General features: G+C 72.1%; 17 protein-coding genes and 1 pseudogene. 6 read left to right on the top strand and 12 right to left on the bottom strand.

Annotated features, from left to right (window positions below; translation table 11 throughout):
- Window positions 1–80: 80 nt before the first annotated feature.
- A complete protein-coding gene (locus ACFYZ3_RS25570) occupies window positions 81–1,094 on the top strand; it encodes a helix-turn-helix transcriptional regulator (RefSeq protein WP_388522022.1) in 1,014 nt (337 codons plus the stop codon).
- A gap of 14 nt (window positions 1,095–1,108) precedes the next feature.
- On the opposite strand, the gene ACFYZ3_RS25565 is transcribed toward ACFYZ3_RS25570, so the two are convergent.
- Both ACFYZ3_RS25565 and ACFYZ3_RS25560 read right to left on the bottom strand, forming a co-directional pair.
- Window positions 1,109–1,471 carry a DoxX family protein gene (locus ACFYZ3_RS25565; RefSeq protein WP_388522019.1) on the bottom strand — a complete coding sequence of 121 codons (363 nt, stop codon included), beginning with the start codon at window positions 1,469–1,471 and terminating at the stop codon, window positions 1,109–1,111.
- Window positions 1,468–2,016, bottom strand: coding sequence for a cupin domain-containing protein (locus ACFYZ3_RS25560; RefSeq protein ID WP_388522017.1), 549 nt, complete (start codon window positions 2,014–2,016; stop codon window positions 1,468–1,470). The genes ACFYZ3_RS25565 and ACFYZ3_RS25560 overlap by 4 nt, the downstream gene beginning before the upstream one ends.
- Before the next feature lie 80 nt (window positions 2,017–2,096).
- On the opposite strand from ACFYZ3_RS25560, the gene ACFYZ3_RS25555 reads away from it, so the two are divergent.
- From ACFYZ3_RS25555 to ACFYZ3_RS25545, 3 genes and pseudogenes are all read left to right on the top strand, one after another.
- Entirely contained in the window at window positions 2,097–2,954 is an 858-nt protein-coding gene (locus tag ACFYZ3_RS25555) for a LysR family transcriptional regulator (RefSeq protein WP_388522014.1), read from the top strand.
- 15 nt (window positions 2,955–2,969) lie between these two features.
- Window positions 2,970–3,071: pseudogene (locus ACFYZ3_RS25550) on the top strand (TetR/AcrR family transcriptional regulator); the annotation flags it as partial.
- Between the two features lie 195 nt (window positions 3,072–3,266).
- Window positions 3,267–4,160: an alpha/beta fold hydrolase gene (locus ACFYZ3_RS25545; protein WP_388522011.1), complete on the top strand. Its 894-nt coding sequence runs from the start codon at window positions 3,267–3,269 to the stop codon at window positions 4,158–4,160.
- A gap of 68 nt (window positions 4,161–4,228) precedes the next feature.
- On the opposite strand, the gene ACFYZ3_RS25540 is transcribed toward ACFYZ3_RS25545, so the two are convergent.
- The 4 genes from ACFYZ3_RS25540 to ACFYZ3_RS25525 all read right to left on the bottom strand — a co-directional run bounded on the left by ACFYZ3_RS25540 (window position 4,229) and on the right by ACFYZ3_RS25525 (window position 7,364).
- On the bottom strand, window positions 4,229–5,137 hold the full coding sequence (locus ACFYZ3_RS25540; protein ID WP_388522009.1) for a hypothetical protein: 909 nt from the start codon (window positions 5,135–5,137) through the stop codon (window positions 4,229–4,231).
- A gap of 16 nt (window positions 5,138–5,153) precedes the next feature.
- Window positions 5,154–6,047 (bottom strand): helix-turn-helix domain-containing protein, encoded by an 894-nt coding sequence (locus tag ACFYZ3_RS25535; RefSeq protein ID WP_388522006.1) that lies wholly within the window; start codon window positions 6,045–6,047, stop codon window positions 5,154–5,156.
- 262 nt (window positions 6,048–6,309) lie between these two features.
- Window positions 6,310–6,501, bottom strand: coding sequence for a DUF397 domain-containing protein (locus tag ACFYZ3_RS25530; RefSeq protein WP_388522003.1), 192 nt, complete (start codon window positions 6,499–6,501; stop codon window positions 6,310–6,312).
- A gap of 248 nt (window positions 6,502–6,749) precedes the next feature.
- Complete coding sequence (locus ACFYZ3_RS25525; protein WP_388522000.1) at window positions 6,750–7,364, bottom strand: O-methyltransferase; 615 nt, start codon at window positions 7,362–7,364, stop codon at window positions 6,750–6,752.
- Between the two features lie 42 nt (window positions 7,365–7,406).
- On the opposite strand from ACFYZ3_RS25525, the gene ACFYZ3_RS25520 reads away from it, so the two are divergent.
- Both ACFYZ3_RS25520 and ACFYZ3_RS25515 read left to right on the top strand, forming a co-directional pair.
- Complete coding sequence (locus tag ACFYZ3_RS25520) at window positions 7,407–8,129, top strand: MerR family transcriptional regulator (RefSeq protein WP_388521998.1); 723 nt, start codon at window positions 7,407–7,409, stop codon at window positions 8,127–8,129.
- 184 nt (window positions 8,130–8,313) lie between these two features.
- A complete protein-coding gene (locus ACFYZ3_RS25515) occupies window positions 8,314–9,735 on the top strand; it encodes a condensation domain-containing protein (RefSeq protein WP_388521995.1) in 1,422 nt (473 codons plus the stop codon).
- A 132-nt stretch (window positions 9,736–9,867) separates the two neighbouring features.
- On the opposite strand, the gene ccsB is transcribed toward ACFYZ3_RS25515, so the two are convergent.
- From ccsB to ACFYZ3_RS25485, 6 genes are all read right to left on the bottom strand, one after another.
- Entirely contained in the window at window positions 9,868–11,010 is a 1,143-nt protein-coding gene (gene ccsB / locus ACFYZ3_RS25510) for a c-type cytochrome biogenesis protein CcsB (protein WP_388521992.1), read from the bottom strand.
- Complete coding sequence (locus tag ACFYZ3_RS25505; protein ID WP_388521989.1) at window positions 11,007–12,758, bottom strand: cytochrome c biogenesis protein ResB; 1,752 nt, start codon at window positions 12,756–12,758, stop codon at window positions 11,007–11,009. The genes ccsB and ACFYZ3_RS25505 overlap by 4 nt, the downstream gene beginning before the upstream one ends.
- 3 nt (window positions 12,759–12,761) lie before the next feature.
- Window positions 12,762–13,532, bottom strand: a complete 771-nt coding sequence (locus tag ACFYZ3_RS25500) for a cytochrome c biogenesis CcdA family protein (RefSeq protein WP_388521986.1) — start codon at window positions 13,530–13,532, stop codon at window positions 12,762–12,764.
- Between the two features lies 1 nt (window position 13,533).
- Complete coding sequence (locus tag ACFYZ3_RS25495; protein WP_388521983.1) at window positions 13,534–14,190, bottom strand: TlpA family protein disulfide reductase; 657 nt, start codon at window positions 14,188–14,190, stop codon at window positions 13,534–13,536.
- Window positions 14,191–14,256: 66 nt separating this feature from the next.
- Window positions 14,257–15,558 carry a hypothetical protein gene (locus tag ACFYZ3_RS25490; protein WP_388521980.1) on the bottom strand — a complete coding sequence of 434 codons (1,302 nt, stop codon included), beginning with the start codon at window positions 15,556–15,558 and terminating at the stop codon, window positions 14,257–14,259.
- 198 nt (window positions 15,559–15,756) lie between these two features.
- Window positions 15,757–16,458, bottom strand: coding sequence for a histidine phosphatase family protein (locus ACFYZ3_RS25485; protein ID WP_388522257.1), 702 nt, complete (start codon window positions 16,456–16,458; stop codon window positions 15,757–15,759).
- Window positions 16,459–16,467 lie beyond the last annotated feature (9 nt).

Below are 16,467 nucleotides of genomic sequence, written 5' to 3'. Positions count from 1 at the left end.
GCCGATCAAGTGCTTACGGCTCCCACGCTAGGAGCGATACCGGTCATAATCCGGCCGGTATCGGCGGCAGACTTACGGGCATGTCCCGTCCCGTGTCCCGTGTCCTCACCCTGCTCGAACTGCTCCAGTCCGGCGGGGTGCGCACCGTGGCCGAACTGGCCGACCGGCTCGGCGTCGGCGAGCGCACGGTGCGCCGGTACGTCGACCACCTCGTCGACCTCGACGTGCCGGTGGAGTCGGTGCGCGGCCGCTACGGCGGTTACCGGCTCGCCCCCGGCCACCGCATGCCCCCGTTGATGCTGACCGACGACGAGGCGCTGGCCGTACTGCTGGGCCTGGTCGCCGGCCGGCGGACGGGGACCACGGCGGCGGCGGGCACGGCGGGCGAGACGGCGGCGGCGAAGGTCCGGCGGGTGCTGCCGGAGCGGCTGCGCCACCGTCTGGACGCGGTGCTCGACTCGCTCACGTTCACGACCGCGCCGGCCGGGTCCGCCGCCCCGGAGGCCGCCGTCCTGCTCCCGGTCGCCGACGCGGTGCGCCATCACCGGCCGCTGGCGATCCGGTACACCGGCGGCAGGCGCGAGGGCGGGCGCGGCGGGGAACGCACCCTGTACCCGTACGGGCTCGTCGCGCACGCGGGCCGGTGGTACGTGACGGGCTGGGACCTCTCGGTCGGTGCGGAGCGGACGTTCCGCCTCGACCGCATCGACGGCGCGCGGGTCCTGCCCGGCACCTTCGAACCGCCGCCGGGGCCCGGTCCGGCGGAGCGGGTGCTCACGGCGCTGGCCACCGCGCCCTACCGGCACGAGGTGACGGTCCGGGTCCGGGGGACGGCCGAGGAGATCCGCGCCCGGCTGCCGGGCAGCGTGGCGATCGTGGCCGCGGAGGACGGCGAGGGCGGCGAGGGCGGCGAGGGTGAGGGATGGTGCCGGGTCGAGATCCGGGCCGAGCGCCTCGACTGGCTGCCGGGCCTTCTCGCGTCGCTGGACCGCCCGTTCCTCGTCGAGCGGCCGGACGAGCTGCGCGGCCTCGTCGCGGACCTCGCGGGCCGGCTCATGGACGCGGCCCGGGGCACTCCGCCGCCACGCGGCTGACGGCGGACGCCGGGTCACAGCCGGGCCGTGGCGAGCCAGACGGTGACCGCGGCGGTGACCAGGAGGGTGAGGTTGAGGGCGACCTGCCGGTCCCCCAGACGCAGGTGGACCCCGGTCGCGCCGATCTGCAGGACCACGAACCCGACGGCCGCGGCCGGGGCAAGCCAGGGCGCGACGCCGGTCAGCGGCGGCAGGACCAGCCCGGCCGCGCCGAGCACCTCGACCACCCCGACGGCGCGGACGGCGGGCATCGGCATGCTGTCCACCCAGGCCATCATCGGCCGGAGCGCGTCCCGGCTGCGCACCGTCTTCACCGCGCCTCCGTAGAGGTAGAAGGCGGCGAGGAGACCGGCGACGATCCAGTACGCGACGTTCACGACCCGGTCCCCCGGGGCCGGGCCTGGGCCTGGGCGAAGCCGGTGGCGGGCTCGGTCGCGTAGCGGCTCATCGTCCCGAGGCTCTCCTGCGGAGTCGGGGTGCGGCCGTCGGCGTACAGCTCCTCCAGGTCGCGGAAGTACTGGACGTACAGGTCGGGGGTGAAGGTGCTGAGCATGCGGGCCGGTTCGCCGGTGGTGTTGGCGAAGGTGTGCGGCGCGCCGGGCGGGACCATCACGAGGGTGCCGGCCGTCGCGTCGATGTCCTCGTCCCCCACCGTGAACCGGACGGTGCCGGAGACGACGTAGAAGCCCTCGTCGTGCCGGGCGTGACGGTGCTGGGGCGGTCCGGGGGTGTGCGGGGCGAGTACGGACTCGGCCATGCCGAGGCGGTGGCCGGTGTGGCTGCCGTCCTCCAGGACGCGCATGCGGGTGGTGCCGAGGAGAATCGTCTCGCCGTCGTCCGGTCCGACCACGGAGACGGCGGGGTCCGTGCCCGGCCTCGGCGGCTCGGGCTCGCGCTCACTGCTGTGCGGTGCGTCGGTCATGCCCCGATTCCACCGCCGGGGCACCGGGAGCGTCCAAGACCTGTTCCGCGCACTCGATACCGCACGGGTATCGTCGCAGGATGGAGCTACGTACGCTGCGCTACTTCGTGGCGGTCGCCGAGGAACTCCACTTCGGCCGGGCGGCCGTCCGCCTGCACATGAGCCAGCCGCCGCTGAGCCGGGCGATCAGGGCACTGGAGACGGACCTCGGCGCCACGCTGCTCCACCGCACCTCCGCGGGCGTCACCCTCACCGGGGCCGGTGCGGTGCTGCTCGACGAGGCGCGCGCCCTGCTCGACCGGGCCGAACGCATACCCGCTCGCGTGGCGGCCGCGGCCGGTGCCGCGACCCTCACCGTCGGCATCCTCGGCGACAGCGCCGACCCGGACGTGGTCCGGCTGGCGGACGCCTACCGCCGGCGCCATCCGCACGTCGAGGTCACCGTCCGCGAGACCGACCTGACCGACCCCACCTGCGGGCTGCACGCCGGTCTGGTCGACGTGGCCCTCACCCGCGGCCCCTTCGACCCGACCGGCCTGACCACGCACACCTTGCGCGCCGACCCGGTGGGCGCCCTGCTGCGCGCCGACGATCCGCTGGCCGGCCGGGCGAGCCTGGCACCGGCCGAGCTGGCCGACCGCCGCTGGTTCCGCTTCCCGGAGGGCACGGACCCGCTGTGGCAGGCGTACTGGAACGGCGGGGAGCCGCGGCCGGGGCCGGTGGTGCGCACCGTGCGGGAGTGTCAGCAGGTCGTGCTGTGGAACGGCACGGTCGGCATGACCCTCGCCGACCACGTGCCCGCCGACGGGCTCACCGTGGTCCCGCTGACGGGCCTGCCGCCGAGCCCCGTGGTGGTGGCCTGGCCCCGGACCGACCCGAACCCGCTGATCCGCTCGTTCGTCCGGCTCGCGGTCGCGGTGTACGACGCGCTGTCCTAGATCGCGTCCAGCGTTGCGGGGCGCCACCTGTCCGGGGTCCGGGACGTCGACCTGGACGAGGCCGCGCGCATCCTGCCGGAGCGGATCTGGCGGTCGATCAGCGCGGACGGGGCGTAGGGGACGCCCGGGGCGTCGCCTGGGCCGATGGGCGCTGTCCCCCGAGGGAGCTACGGGCAGGTGTCCACCGCGGGGTGACGATCCGGGGCCGGTGGATCCATAGAGTCTTCATCAGTCGCCGAGCACACAGGCCGACCGAGAGAACTCCCCCCACCACCGTGTCCCTACCCCACCCTTGTCTGCTGGAGGCCCCCCATGTTCCGCACCTTCGCCAAGGCGATTGCCGCGATCGCCGTCGTCTGCGCCGTGGCCGGCGCGGGACTCGTCCTGAACGAGGAATACGGCAAGGCCGACTCCGACTCCACGGACGCGGGACCCTCCTTCACCGGCACGAAGAAGATCGACGTCGACGGCCACACGGTCAACGTCTCCTGCTCCGGCCACTCGGACGCGGACCAGCCGCTGGTGGTGCTGATGGCGGGCGGCGGCGAAGGCCTGGGCAACATGGCCGCCCTGCAGAAGTCCCTGAGCAGGACGGACCGGGTCTGCTCCTACGACCGCCTGGGCGAGGGCAAGAGCGACAAGCCCGCTCCCGGCACCCTCCAGACCGTCAACGACACCAGCGTCCTGCTCACCAAGCTCCTCGACCACCTCGCCGGAGACCGGCCCGTCGTCCTGGCCGGCCACTCCCTGGGTGGCTACATCGCCGCCCGCTACACCCCCGACCACACCGACCGCGTCAAGGGCCTGGTCCTCCTCGACGCCACCGTCCCCCACCTCACCCGCGACATGAAGCGCACCATCCCCGCCGACGCCACCGGCGGCGCGACCCAGGTCCGGGACGGCGCGATCGCGGCCAACGAGGGCCAGAACCCCGAGCAGTTCCTGATCGCCGACGGCCCGGTCCACTCCGCCGGGGACATCCCCGTCGAGATCCTCAAGCACGAGTCCCAGTACGCCGCGGTTCCGGACTACGGTCCCGCCCTGGAGAAGATGTGGGCCAAGGGCCAGCAGGAGTGGCAGCAGCTCTCCACCGCAGCGAAGCTCACCACCGCCAAGGGCAGCGGCCACTACATCCACACCGAGCGCCCGGACCTCGCCCTCAAGGCCGTCCAGAGCGTCACCGCAAGCGTCGCCGACGCCGAGTAGCAGCCGCTGCCCCCACAGACCGGCCCTGGGCCGTGGCTTCCCCCGCCACGGCCCAGGGCCTCGCCGCGTCACTCGTCTTCGAAGATCGCCTCGGCCGTCGGAGCGGTGACGGCCCGTGCGAGCCAGTGGCGGAGGACGCCGGGGTCGTCACAGGCAGTAATACGTCCGCGTACATCTTCGGAGACGGCGAGGCCACGCTGTTCCAGGACCAGCAGGACGTCCTGGGCGCCCTGCTGGGCGCGGCCTTGTTCCCGGCCTTGTTCCCGGCCTTGTGCGCGGCCTTCGTCGCGGATCTCTTCGGAGATGTACGACTTGTAGAAGGAGAGGTCCACGGCCACCAGGTTCCTCCAGAGGTGCTTGGCCGGGCGGTTGCCCAGTCCGTGTGCGGTGAATTCGACGATGGGGGCGGCGATGTCTTCGGGCGCGTCCCGCAGGGCGGTGGACAGGGCCTTCAGTATCGCATTGACGACCGGTTCCGCGGCATGTGTGATGGCCGCCAGGCTGGCCAGGATCAGGTCGGTACGGGCTTCGTCCGGGTCGGTGATCACCGGCATGTTGTGGGGGCCGGCGACCACGGGCCGCAGTGTGAGGGTGGGCAGCTCGGGCGGTCCGCTGGTCACCGACCGCTGCGCCCATTTCGCCGTGGCGTAGTCCTGGCAGACGACCAGGAGCGCCGCGGGCAGCCGGTATTTCGTCCACAGGTACGAGACGTAGTACGCCCAGCTCGCGGGCTTGTCCGGGTCCTTCTTGCCCTGAGCCTCGACGGCCAGCAGGAAGGCCCCCTGCTCTGCGGTCTCGAAGCGCAGGAGCGTGTCCACGCGGCGTTCGACGGGGCTGGCCTCGGTGAGGTCGGTCGGCAGTGCCGTCGCCCCGATGGGCTTCGGGAGGTCGATGCCGAGGAAGCGTGAGACGCGACTGAACAGTCCGGGGTCGTGCTGGAAGATGCGGTGCATCGCCTCGTGGGGCGGGCTGACCATGGGGTTCCTTGCGGTCTCAGGGATGGGAGGCGGCTGCCGTGCGGCAGTCGCGGCAGCGGTCTTCGGTCTCGGGGGCGCGGAAACCCCGGTCGCAGCCCTCGCAGTTCTGGAGTGGGTGGCGCGGCGGCGGTACGACGGCCGACTGCGTGCGGAACGGGGGCGGTGGTGGCAGCCGGTCGGTGAGGCGGTGGGCGAGGAGGGCGGCCGGGCGGTGCAGTGGGTCGTCCGGGAGGCCGGTGGTCAGGGCGTGGCGTACGCCGCTGGGGAGGACGTCCCGCTCCAGCCAGGCCGCGACGCCGGGCGCCAGGTGGGCCGTGTCGGTGGCCGACAGCATCAGTCGGGAGTCGTGCCGACGCAGGTCGGTGAGGAGGTCGACAGCGGTCTGGAGGAGCCCGGGGATCTCGCCGCCGGCCTGCGGTACGGCGGGGAGCGCCTTGCGTCCCGCCGTACGGCGCGGGTGGGCCCTACGCTGCGGTCCCGTACGTTCGGGTCGCGCCGGGCCCGTCCGTCGGGCGGGGCGTTCGGGGTCCGTCGGCCGACGCCGGGCCCGGGGGTCGTTGCAGGAGACGGTGCGGGTGACGATACGGCCGTCGGGGGCGCGGTTCCGTTCGCGGCGGAGGTAGCCGTGGGCCTCCAACTCGCGCAGCGCCGCGCTGATGCGGACCGCGCCCTCCTTGAAGCGGGCGGTCAGGCTCTTGATGTCCACGGGAGTACCGCCGCGTACGGACTGGACGTACAGGCCCAGGCCGATCGCCAGCAGGGAGAGGTGCGGATGCTGGGCGAGGTGGTTGCCGACCACCGTGAAGTCGGCGGTGTGGCGGACGTTGTCGTGGATGACGCCCGAACGGGGGCGATTGTCGTCAGCGGCGGACTCGGCGCGTGCGGGCACGCTAAGGTTTGGGGTACCCATCAGGAAGCTCTCTTCTTCCTCGGTGGTCAGGCCCCCGCGAGGATCGCTAGTCCCCGCCGGGGGCTGACATATGTCAGCGGTCGTTGCGCTGACAGTAAGGGAGTTGGGGGTACCGAAATCCAGCCCAACCAGTGATGTTCACCCAGGCGAGTGAGCCGAGGCCGTGGGCGGGTGGGGCGGGGTTTGGCAGGGGTCTTTTCCCTGAGTAGTCCTTGTAGGAGGTCGCCCGAAGCTCCGGAACGCGGAAACCCGGGTTCCGGCGTCAGCGCAGGGCTGCGGCGAACGCGGACCAGGCGGCGAGGCCGACGAACAGGGCTGGGCCGTCAGGGCGCTTGCTGTCCCGGACCGGGACGACGCCGGCAAAACCAGGGGCGATTTCCACGCAGTTGCCGCCGTTGTCGCAGCTGTGGCTGCTTTTGATGCAGATCGCCGCGCTGACCTCGGGCCTGTCCATCCTGTCGGTACCTTTCCAACGCGTCGCTCTGGGCTGGCCGAGCGCCGCGCGCACGCACGGGCCGCCGGCGACGGCAGCGCGGAGACCGAAGCCGACTGCGGTGCGACGTCGGGTCCCCGCCTCGCCCCGGGGATGTGGAGGAGTGGCAGCGCGGGCACACTCGGGAGACGCGGCGCACCCGCTATCGGCGGGGTGCTTCGCCGACCACGCGGCACTGGAGTGCCGTGCCTGAGCCGCACCGACCGCGTTCATGCGCGCCGCGGCCAGTGGGTTGCGACGATCACGCTGAGGTCCGGCGCCAGGCGGAGTTCGGTGGTGTGCAGTGCTGGGTGCTCCAGCCAGTGGAGCCGGGGGCGGTCGGGGGCGCCGTCGAAGAGGGGTGGCCAGGTGGTGGCCGGGGTGAAGTCGTCGACCACCAGCGTGCCGCCGGGGGTCAGCAGACGGGCGGGGTCGGCGGCTCCGTCGCCCTTCGCCTGGCCTCCGCCGTCCAGGACCAGCAGGTCGTACGGGCCGTGTTCCTCGACGCGTCGCCAGTCGCCGTGGAGGATCTCGACCTCCCCGTGGTCCCGGAAGACCTGCCTGGCCACGCGGGCCCGCTCCGCGTCGCGTTCGACGCCGACCAGCCTGACGCCCGGGCGGGCACCGCAGGCCAGCCAGGCCAGGCCCACGCCGCAGCCCGTGCCCGTGCCCGTCTCGGCGATGCCGTGCGGAGCCCCCGCGGCCAGCAGGCGGAGCAGGCGGCCCTGTTCGGGGCGGCACGAGTAGGGGAAGCCGTGCGCCCGTGCCGCCGCCACGGCCCGGGCGACCAGCGCCGGGAGTGTGCCTTCGGTGTTCCGGTGGGCGTCCGTCCCCTGGAGCGACATGCCCGGCATTATGGCCGTCCGGTCCCGCATAGGCTGCGCTCGGTGAGCAATCGCGAGCGTCATCTGCGTACCGTCGATCTGGCCCGGGCCGTCGGGCTGTCGACGCAGCAGGTGCGCAACTACGAGGGCGCCGGTGTCCTGCCCCCGGCCGGGCGGACCGACGCCGGGTACCGGGTGTTCGGCGAGCGGCACCGGGACGCGCTGCTGACGTACCGGGCGTTGCAGCCGGGGTACGGGGCGGTGACGGCGACGCGGGTGATGCGGGCGGTGCACGACGGGGACGTGGCCGGTGCCCTCGCCCTGGTGGACGCGGCGCACGCGGCGCTGCACGAGGAGCGGGTGTCGCTGCGGGCCGCCGGTGAGGCGCTGGAGGCGCTGGCCGGTCGGGAGGCCGACGCGCCGCCGCCGCGTTCCGGCGAGCCGTCCGGGCTGCGTATCGGCGAGGTGGCCGCGCTGGTCGGCGTACGGACGTCCGCGCTGCGGGTGTGGGAGGACGCGGGGCTGCTCGGGCCCGGGCGGGAGCGCGGCACCGGGTACCGCGTGTACGGGCCCGGGGACGTGCGGGACGCGCGGGTGGTGCGCGCGCTGCGCCGCAGTCACCACCTCTTCGAGCAGATCCGGCCCGTGCTGGAAGACCTGCGGCGCGCGGGGAGCAGCGAGGCGCTGCGGGCGGCGATCGAGGCGCGCGGGCGGGCCCTCACCGCGCGGACGCGGGCGATGCTGGCGGGGGCGGGCGCCCTGCACGCCTATCTGGAGTGCGGCTGAAGCGGGGCTGGAGTGAGAGGTGAAGGGGGAAGGGGGGACTGGTGAAGGGTGCACGGACTGTGGGGGCGTATCGGCGTTCGAGAGGCCATCCGTTCCGTTGAACAGTGCCGACACGGCAGGTACGCGGCCGCGCGGACGGCATTCCCTTGGTCGGGTCTGTACATCTGCGAACGGAGACCTCCTCGTGCGAATGACCGACATCCAGCGCTGCGAGATCCGGCCCGGGCGCCTCGTCGAGTGGACGCTCAGTCCCGCGACGCTCGACATCGCGGCGGCGCTGCCCGAGGACGCGCGCCCGCCCGCGTACATCCAGGAGTCGCACATCCGGACGGCCCGGTCGGTGCGCGAGGACGGACTGTTCGTGCCGACCTGGCTCGGGGCCGCCTTCGACATCCCGGGGCCGGTCGATCTCGACGTGCTCCAGGAGGCGTTGCGGGCCTGGACCCTCCGGCACGAGACGCTGCGCAGCGGTTTCCGGTGGAGCGGCGAGAGCGGCGACACGATGCGGCGGTTCACGCTCGACGCGGACGCCGTGGCGCTGCACCGCGAGGAGGTCGGCGACTTTCCGGACGCGGCGGAGCTGGCCCGGCACCTCCAGGACCGCTTCGACCGGGTCGCGGACGCGCTGCGCTGGCCCAACCTCATCTACACGGCGGTCGTCCGCGACGACGGCGTCAGCGTCTACATGGCCTTCGACCACAGCAACGTCGACGCGTACTCCATCTACCGCATCCCCGCCGAGGTCGGCGAGTTGTACGCCGCGGGCGTCGCGGGGCGGACCGTGCCGCACCCCCGGGTGGGCTCCTACGTCGACTTCTGCGAGGCCGAGCGGGCGGACGCGGACCGGATCGACGGCGACCACGACATCGTCGCCCGCTGGCGGGAGTTCATCCGGCGCTGCGACGGGCGGCTGCCCTCCTTCCCCGTCGACCTCGGCGTCCGGCCCGGCGGCGCGCTGCCCGAACAGCGGCTGCTGCGCGAGCCGTTGGTGGACGCGGCCGACGCCGCCGCGTTCGAGGCGTACTGCCGCCCCCACGGCGGCAGCCTGGTCGGCGTGCTGGCCGCGACCGCGCTGATCGTCCACGAGATCGGGGGCGAGCCCGTCTACCGCACGGTCGTGCCCTTCCACACCCGGTCGCGGTCGCAGTGGACGGAGTCCGTCGGCTGGTACGTCGGCGGCGCGCCGATCGAGGTCCCGGTGGACCGGGCCCACGACTTCCCCAGCGCCCTCGCCACCGTCCGCGCCGAACTCCAGGCCAACCGGCGGCTGTCCCGCATGCCGATCGACCGCGTGCTGCGCCTGCTCGGCACGGACTTCCGGCCGACCTCGCCCGACCTGTACTCGATCGTGTCGTACGTCGACGCCCGCGGCGTCCCCGGCGCCGACAGCTGGCCGGACCGGACGGCGTACGCACTGCTGAGGGTCTCGTACGGCGACCAGGTGTGCGCCTGGGTGACCCGGCTCCCCGAGGGCCTGTGGTTCGCGAGCCGCTATCCGGACACGGACGTCGCCCACAAGAACCTGCGGCTGTACGTCGAGCGGCTGCGGGACGTCGTCACCGGCGTCGCCCGCGGGGACTTCGGTCCGCCGCCCACTGCTCGGTGAGCAGGACGCCGCCCGCGTGCGGGCGCCCGTCGCCGCCGTCGAAGTACGACTCCCACGGTTCCCGGACGGCGCACGCGAAAGGCCGGTCCCGGTGACCTGGGTCACCGGAACCGGCCTTTCGCCGTGTCTTGTTCAGAAGCCGACGGACTGGAGGGCACCCAGGCCGACGTCCGCGTAGGAGTGCTTGCCGGAGACGAAGATGTTGACGCCGTAGTAGTTGAAGAGCCAGCAGCCGAAGGCGATCAGGGCCAGGTAGGCGGCCTTGCGGCCCTTCCAGCCGGCGGTGGCGCGGGCGTGCAGGTAGCCGGCGTAGGCGACCCAGGTGATGAAGGACCAGGTCTCCTTGGGGTCCCAGCCCCAGTAGCGGCCCCAGGCGTCGCCCGCCCAGATCGCGCCCGCGATGATCGTGAACGTCCACAGCGGGAAGACGGCGGCGTTGACGCGGTAGGCGAACTTGTCGAGGGAGGCCGCGGCGGGCAGCCGGTCCAGGACCGAGCTGGCGAAGCGGCCGGGGGTGCCGCCGGAGGCGAGCTTGTTCTCGAAGCTGTCCTTGAAGAGGTACAGGATCGTGGAGACCGCGCCGACGTAGAAGACCGCGCCGCAGAAGATCGCCGTGGAGACGTGGATGTACAGCCAGTACGAGTGCAGGGCCGGGACGAGCTGGTCGCTGGCGGTGTAGAGGACCGTGACGGCGAGACCGAGGTCGAGCAGGACCGTGGTGGTCAGCGGCAGGCCGAGCCAGCGGATGTTCTTCTTCAGGGCGAGCAGCGCGAGGTACACGCCGACGGCGACCGTCGTGAACGTGATGTTGAACTCGTACATGTTGCCCCACGGCGCCCGCTCCACCGACAGGGCGCGGGTGAGGACGCCGCCCGCCTCGATGGCGAAGGCGAGGACCGTGAGCGAGATGGCGACCCGCCCGTACAGGTCGCCCTTCTCGGTGCCGCCGTGCGCACCGGGGCCGTCGGGCACGTCACGGGTGCCGGACGCGGTCCGCACGACGACCTCGGGGCGCTCCAGTACGGCGGTGCCGCCGGCCTTCTTCACGGTGACGGCCGGACCGGACCCGGCGTTCGCCCTGGCACCGGCCGTGTCGCTGGTGAGCGCGGCGGCGGTGCGGCCGACCTTGCTGCGGCTGCCGAAGAGCCACTCGGCGATGTACGCGAAGAAGGCCAGGGTGTACACGGCCATCGAGGAGTAGATCAGCGTGTTGCTGACGTTCGCGAGGTGCTCGTTGGTCGCGGCGGCCAACTCGGTTGCGGCGGCGAGAGTCATTTCTCAGCCCCTTCGGCAGGTACGACGTGGGTGTCGGGGGAATCGGGGGTGTCGTCGTTCTCGGGCCCGTCGGGTGCGTCGGGTGCGTCGGGTGCGTCGGGTGCCCGGTCGTACAGGGCACCGGCGAGGGCGCCCAGTTCCTCGGGGACCTTCGCGGACTCGCTGCGGCCGAGGCCTGCCATCTCCACGACGGTGACGCCGTCGGCGCCGCGCACGGCCCGCACCCAGACCCGGCGGCGCTGGATGAACAGGGACCCGGCCAGACCGAGGATGGCGACGACGGCACCGCCGAGGGCCCAGCCGCTGCCGGGCTGCTGCGTGACCTGGAAGCCGGCCCACTCCTGGACACCGTTGAAGGTGACCGAGCCGGCGCCGTTCGGGAGGGTCATGGTGTCGCCGACCTTGAGCTGCTGCTTGAACAGCTTGCCGTCGGAGCCCTTGAACTCCTCCAGGTTGGTCTTGTCGAGCTGGTAGATGCTCTGCGGGATGCCCGCGTCGACGCCGAGGTCCCCGTGGTAGGCGGAGAGCGCGAGCATCGGGTTGATCAGCGCCGGGAAGCTGGAGAGCATCGTGCTGCCCTTGCCGCCGTACGTCGGCAGGAAGAACGCGTTGAAGCCGAGCTGCTCCTTCTCGCCCTTGGCGTTGCGGTAGCCGTCCATGACCTTGACGGCGCCCGAGGAGGTGACGTTGGCGTCCAGCGGCAGCAGGGCCACCGCCTGCTTGTCCATCACGACGTCGCCCTTGGCGTCCTTGACGGTCAGGATCGGGGCGTAGCCGTGGCTGACGAGGTAGACCTTGGAGCCGTCGATCTCCAGCGGCTTGTTGACCTCGATGGTCTTCGACTTCTCGGCGCCGTGGGCACCCTCGCTGTAGGTGACCTTGGCCTCGTAGACGCGGGGTGTGCCGCGGTTGGGGCCGGTCGCCTCGTAGGTGCCGTGGAAGTCCTTCAGGGTGAAGCTGAAGGGGGCCAGGTCGTGGGCCGCGTCGAAGAGGTTCCCGGACTTGAAGTCGTCGTACTGGGTGAGCGTGTTGGAGAAGCCGTCACCCTCCAGGATCAGCTTGTTGCCCTCGTACTTGAACAGCTGGCCCCAGGCGAAGGCGATCAGCATCACGATCAGCGCGATGTGGAAGGCGAGGTTGCCGACCTCCCGCAGATAGCCCTTCTCGGCCGTGACGGCGTCACCGGCGACGTCCGCGTCCGCGCGGAAGCGGTGCTTCTTCAGCAGCTTCAGGGCGGCCTCGCGGACCTCCTCGGGCTCGGCCCCGGTGCGCCAGGTGGTGTAGGCGGGCAGCCGGTCCAGGCGCCGGGGGGCGCGGGGCGGACGCCCGCGGAGCTGGCCGACGAACTGCCAGGTGCGCGGGACGATGCAGCCGATGAGGGAGACGAACAGCAGGATGTAGATCGCGGAGAACCACACCGAGCTGTAGACGTGGAAGAGCCCGAGCTTGTCGTAGACCGGCGCCAGGATGTCGTGGTTCTGGCGGAACTCCTCGACCTTCATGGCGTCGACGCCGTCCTGCGGGATCAGCGACCCGGGGATCGCGCCCAGGGACAGCAGCAGGAGCAGGAGCAGCGCGACGCGCATGGAGGTGAGCTGGCGCCAGAACCAGCGGGCCCAGCCGATCACGCCGAGCGAGGGGAGGTTCGGGGCCTCCTCCTTGGGGGCGGTGGACAGCTGGGAGCCGGCGGCGCCGAGGTCCTGTTCCTCGTCGGTCGTCGGGGTCTTGCCCGTGGTGGTGTTGCTCATCGGTCAGATCCCTACAGTGAAGCCGTTGGACCAGGTCTGCATGTCCTGCACGATGCTGTCCCACGCGCCGGTCAGCAGCAGCACGCCGGTCGCGATCATCATGGCGCCGCCGATTCGCATCACCCAGACATAGTGGCGCTTGATCCAGCCGAAGGCGCCGAGCGCCTTGCGGAAGGCGACCGCGGCGAGCACGAAGGGCACGCCGAGGCCGACGCAGTACGCGATGGTCAGTATGGCGCCGCGGCCGGCGGTGCCCTGGTCGGCGGAGAGCGCGAGGACGGACGCGAGAGTCGGACCGATGCAGGGCGTCCAGCCGATACCGAACAGCGCGCCCAGCAGCGGCGCGCCGACCAGGCCGGTCACGGGACGCTTGTGGAAGCGGAACTCGCGCTGGGTGAACCAGGGCATGAGGCCGACGAAGAAGACGCCCATGAGGATCATGAGCACGCCGAGCACCTTGGTCAGGGTGCCGCGTTCCTCCTGGAGCGTGGAGCCGAAGTAGCCGAAGAGCGCGCCGCTGGAGACGAAGACGGCGGTGAAGCCGAGGACGAAGAGGGAGGCTCCGGCGACCATCCGGCCGCGGCGGGCCTCGCCGAGGTCCGTGCCGGTGACGCCGGTCACGTAGGAGAGGTAGCCGGGGACGAGCGGCAGGACGCAGGGCGAGAAGAAGGAGACCAGGCCGCCGAGGAGCGCGATGGGGAGGGCCACGAGCAGGGCGCCGTTCAGCACCGTGCCGTTGTAGCCCTCGGCGGCGAGGGTGGTCACTGCGGACACGTCACTTCTCCGGCTGGAGGTACGGGGCGAGCATCTTGCGCAGCTTCTCCTCGCTGAGCGCCTGGAGGGTGCGCGCGGCGACCTTGCCCTCCCGGTCGATGATGAGCGTGGAGGGGACGGCCTGCGGGTTGAGGGTGCCCTTCTCGAAGCGGAGCATCAGTCTGCCCGCCGGGTCGTACAGGCTCGGGTAGGTGACGCCGTAGTCCTTCTCGAAGGCGCGGGCCGGGCCGGTGGAGGTGTCGCGGGTGTTGATGCCGACGAACTGGACGCCCTGGTCCTTGACGTCCTGGTAGACCTTCTCGAAGTTCTTGGCCTCGGCGCGGCAGGGCGGGCACCACGAGCCCCAGACGTTGAGGACGACGACCTTGCCCTTGTAGTCGGCGACGTCGACCTGTCCCCCGTCGACGGTCTCGCCGGACAGCTCGGGGGCGTCGGCGCGCTCGCCCTGCTTCGCGGTGGCGATGCCGTCGGAGCCGGTGATGAAGCCGGTCTGGCCGCCGCCGCCCGAGGTGCCGCCGGAGCCGCAGGCGGACACCAGGAGCGCCGCGGCGGCCGCGCCGACGGCGACGACGGCCCGGTTACGGACGCGGCGCCGGGCGCGGGCGGCGGTGCGGTTCGTGCGGTTCGAGCGCAGGGGGGCGCGGCTGGCGGCACTCATGTGAAAAGTTTCGCATGTCCGTTCCGAGGATCTTGCGCACCCCCCTCGCGGCCGGAAACCCGCATTTCAGGCGGCGTTCCCGGAGGGTGTCGAGCCCGGGGAGGAGGTGTCCTTGAGGAAGGCGTTCCAGCCCCCGGCCGGCTGCTGGCCCACCTCGACGGTCCGCAGCTTGGCGAGCACCTCGGGCTTCTGCACGTCCAGCCAGTCGGTGAACTGGCGGAAGGAGACCAGCCGGATGTCCTCGCCCTTCTCCTTCTCCCGCGCGATGTGCTTGAGGGCGTTCTCCACGGCGTCCATGTAGATGCCGCCGTTCCACTCCTCGAAGTGGTTCCCGATGAAGAAGGGCGCCCGGTTCGACTCGTACGCCCGCTTGAAGCCGGATATGTACGAGTTCGTCGCTTGTTCGCGCCAGCCCGGGTAGTTGTGCGCGGGGGCCTTGGTCGAGTTGACCGACTGGTTGGCGAGGATGTTGTAGTCCATCGAGAGGACCTCGAAGGAGTGGCCGGGGAACGGTATCTGCTGCAACGGCAGGTCCCAGATCCCGTCCTTCTTCACCGGCCACACCTGGCGGCCGCCGGGCGAGGAGGCGTCGTAGCGCCAGCCCAGCTCGCGGGCGGTGGGCAGCAGCTTGTCCTGGCCGAGCAGACAGGGCGTGCGGCCGCCGACGAGTTCCTTGTCGTAGTCGAAGGGCAGGGACGGCAGGTCGGTCCAGCCGCTGTTGGTCCGCCACTCCTTGACGAAGGACTTCGCCTGGTCGATCTCGCTGCGCCACTGCGCGGACGTCCAGTTTCCGACGCTGCCGCCGCCCCCGCAGAAGTGGCCGTTGAAGTGGGTGCCGATCTCGTGACCGTCGAGCCAGGCCCGGCGGACGTTGGTGAGCGTCGCCTTGATGTGCTCGTCGGTGAGGTAGCCGATGTCGGAGGCGCCGCGCGGGTTGTTCGGCGGGTCGTAGAGGCGCTTCTTCGACTCGGGCAGCAGGTACAGGCCCGAGAGGAAGAACGTCATGTGCGCGCCGTGCTCCTGGGCCAGGTCCAGGAAGCGGGGGAAGAGCCCGTTGCCGACCTCGCCCGCGCCGTCCCAGGAGAAGACGACGAACTGCGGCGGCGTCTGGCCGGGTTCCAGCGGCACGGGAGCGTCCGGCTGGTGCGGCTGCTTGCCGGTGTACGACGTGGAGCCGTCGCCGATGGGCTTCGCCGGGGCCTTGCCGCTGCCGGAGGGCGACGGTTTCCCGGCGTCACCGGCCTGGTGCGAGCCGTCCGACGAGGGGTGGGAACCGGTACCGCAGCCCGCGAGCCCGACCGCCGCCGCGGCCCCCGCGCCGAGTCCGAGTATTCCCCTGCGGGTGAGAGTGCGGTTGGAAGTGCGCATCGCAACCTCGTTCGTCGCGTCCTTGGTGGTCACTAGGTGAGAGGACGCGACGAACGAGCGGGTTCCGGAAATTTGTGCGGGTTGGGTAACAGCGGACAGCGGACCCACAGAAAGGAGCCGGGACCCGGGGGTCGGGGCTCGGGGCCGAGACCCGGACGCCGGGGCGCGGGGGCCGAGACCCGGGGCCCGGGGCGACCGTCAGGCCCCGTACGCCTTTCCCTGCCCCTTCACCGGCCTGGCCCCCGCGAGGAGGTGGGCCGGGACGAGGTCGCGGGCGGGCTCGGTGTAGCCGACGGAGACGATCTTGTCGCCCCGGTAGGTGAACGTGGTCAGGGACGCCAGCGTGCACTGCCGCTTGCGCGGGTCGTGCCACAGCCGCCGCCGCTCGACGTACGACCGCAGGATCCAGATCGGCAGCTGGTGGCTGACGACCACGGCCTCGTGCCCGCGCGCCCGGTCCCGTGCGGCGTCGATCGCGCCCTTCATCCGCACGACCTGGTCGACGTACGGCTCGCCCCAGGACGGCTTGAACGGGTTGACCACGTGCTTCCAGTTGGCGGGGCGGCGCAGCGCGCCGTCACCGATGCCGAAGGTCTTGCCCTGGAAGACGTTGTCGGCCTCGATGAGGCGGGCGTCGGTGTCGAGGTCGAGCCCGTGCGTCTTGGCGATCGGGGTCGCCGTCTCCTGCGCCCGCTCCAGCGGGGAGGCCACGACGTACGTCACGTCGCGGGGCGCGAGGTGCTCGGCGACCCGCTCGGCCATGCGCCGGCCCAGCTCGGAGAGGTGGTAGCCGGGCAGCCGCCCGTACAGGACACCGGTGGGGTTCTCGACCTCGCCGTGCCGCATGACGTGGACGACGGTCAGCTCTTCGTCGCGGTCGTGCTTGCCGTGGTCGCTCATGCCGTGGTC

This window comes from Streptomyces sp. NPDC001599, assembly GCF_042893535.1.
GTDB lineage: Bacteria > Actinomycetota > Actinomycetes > Streptomycetales > Streptomycetaceae > Streptomyces.
The sequence above is the reverse complement of the archived record's forward strand: the minus strand, read 5'-3'. Positions and strand labels throughout refer to the sequence as shown.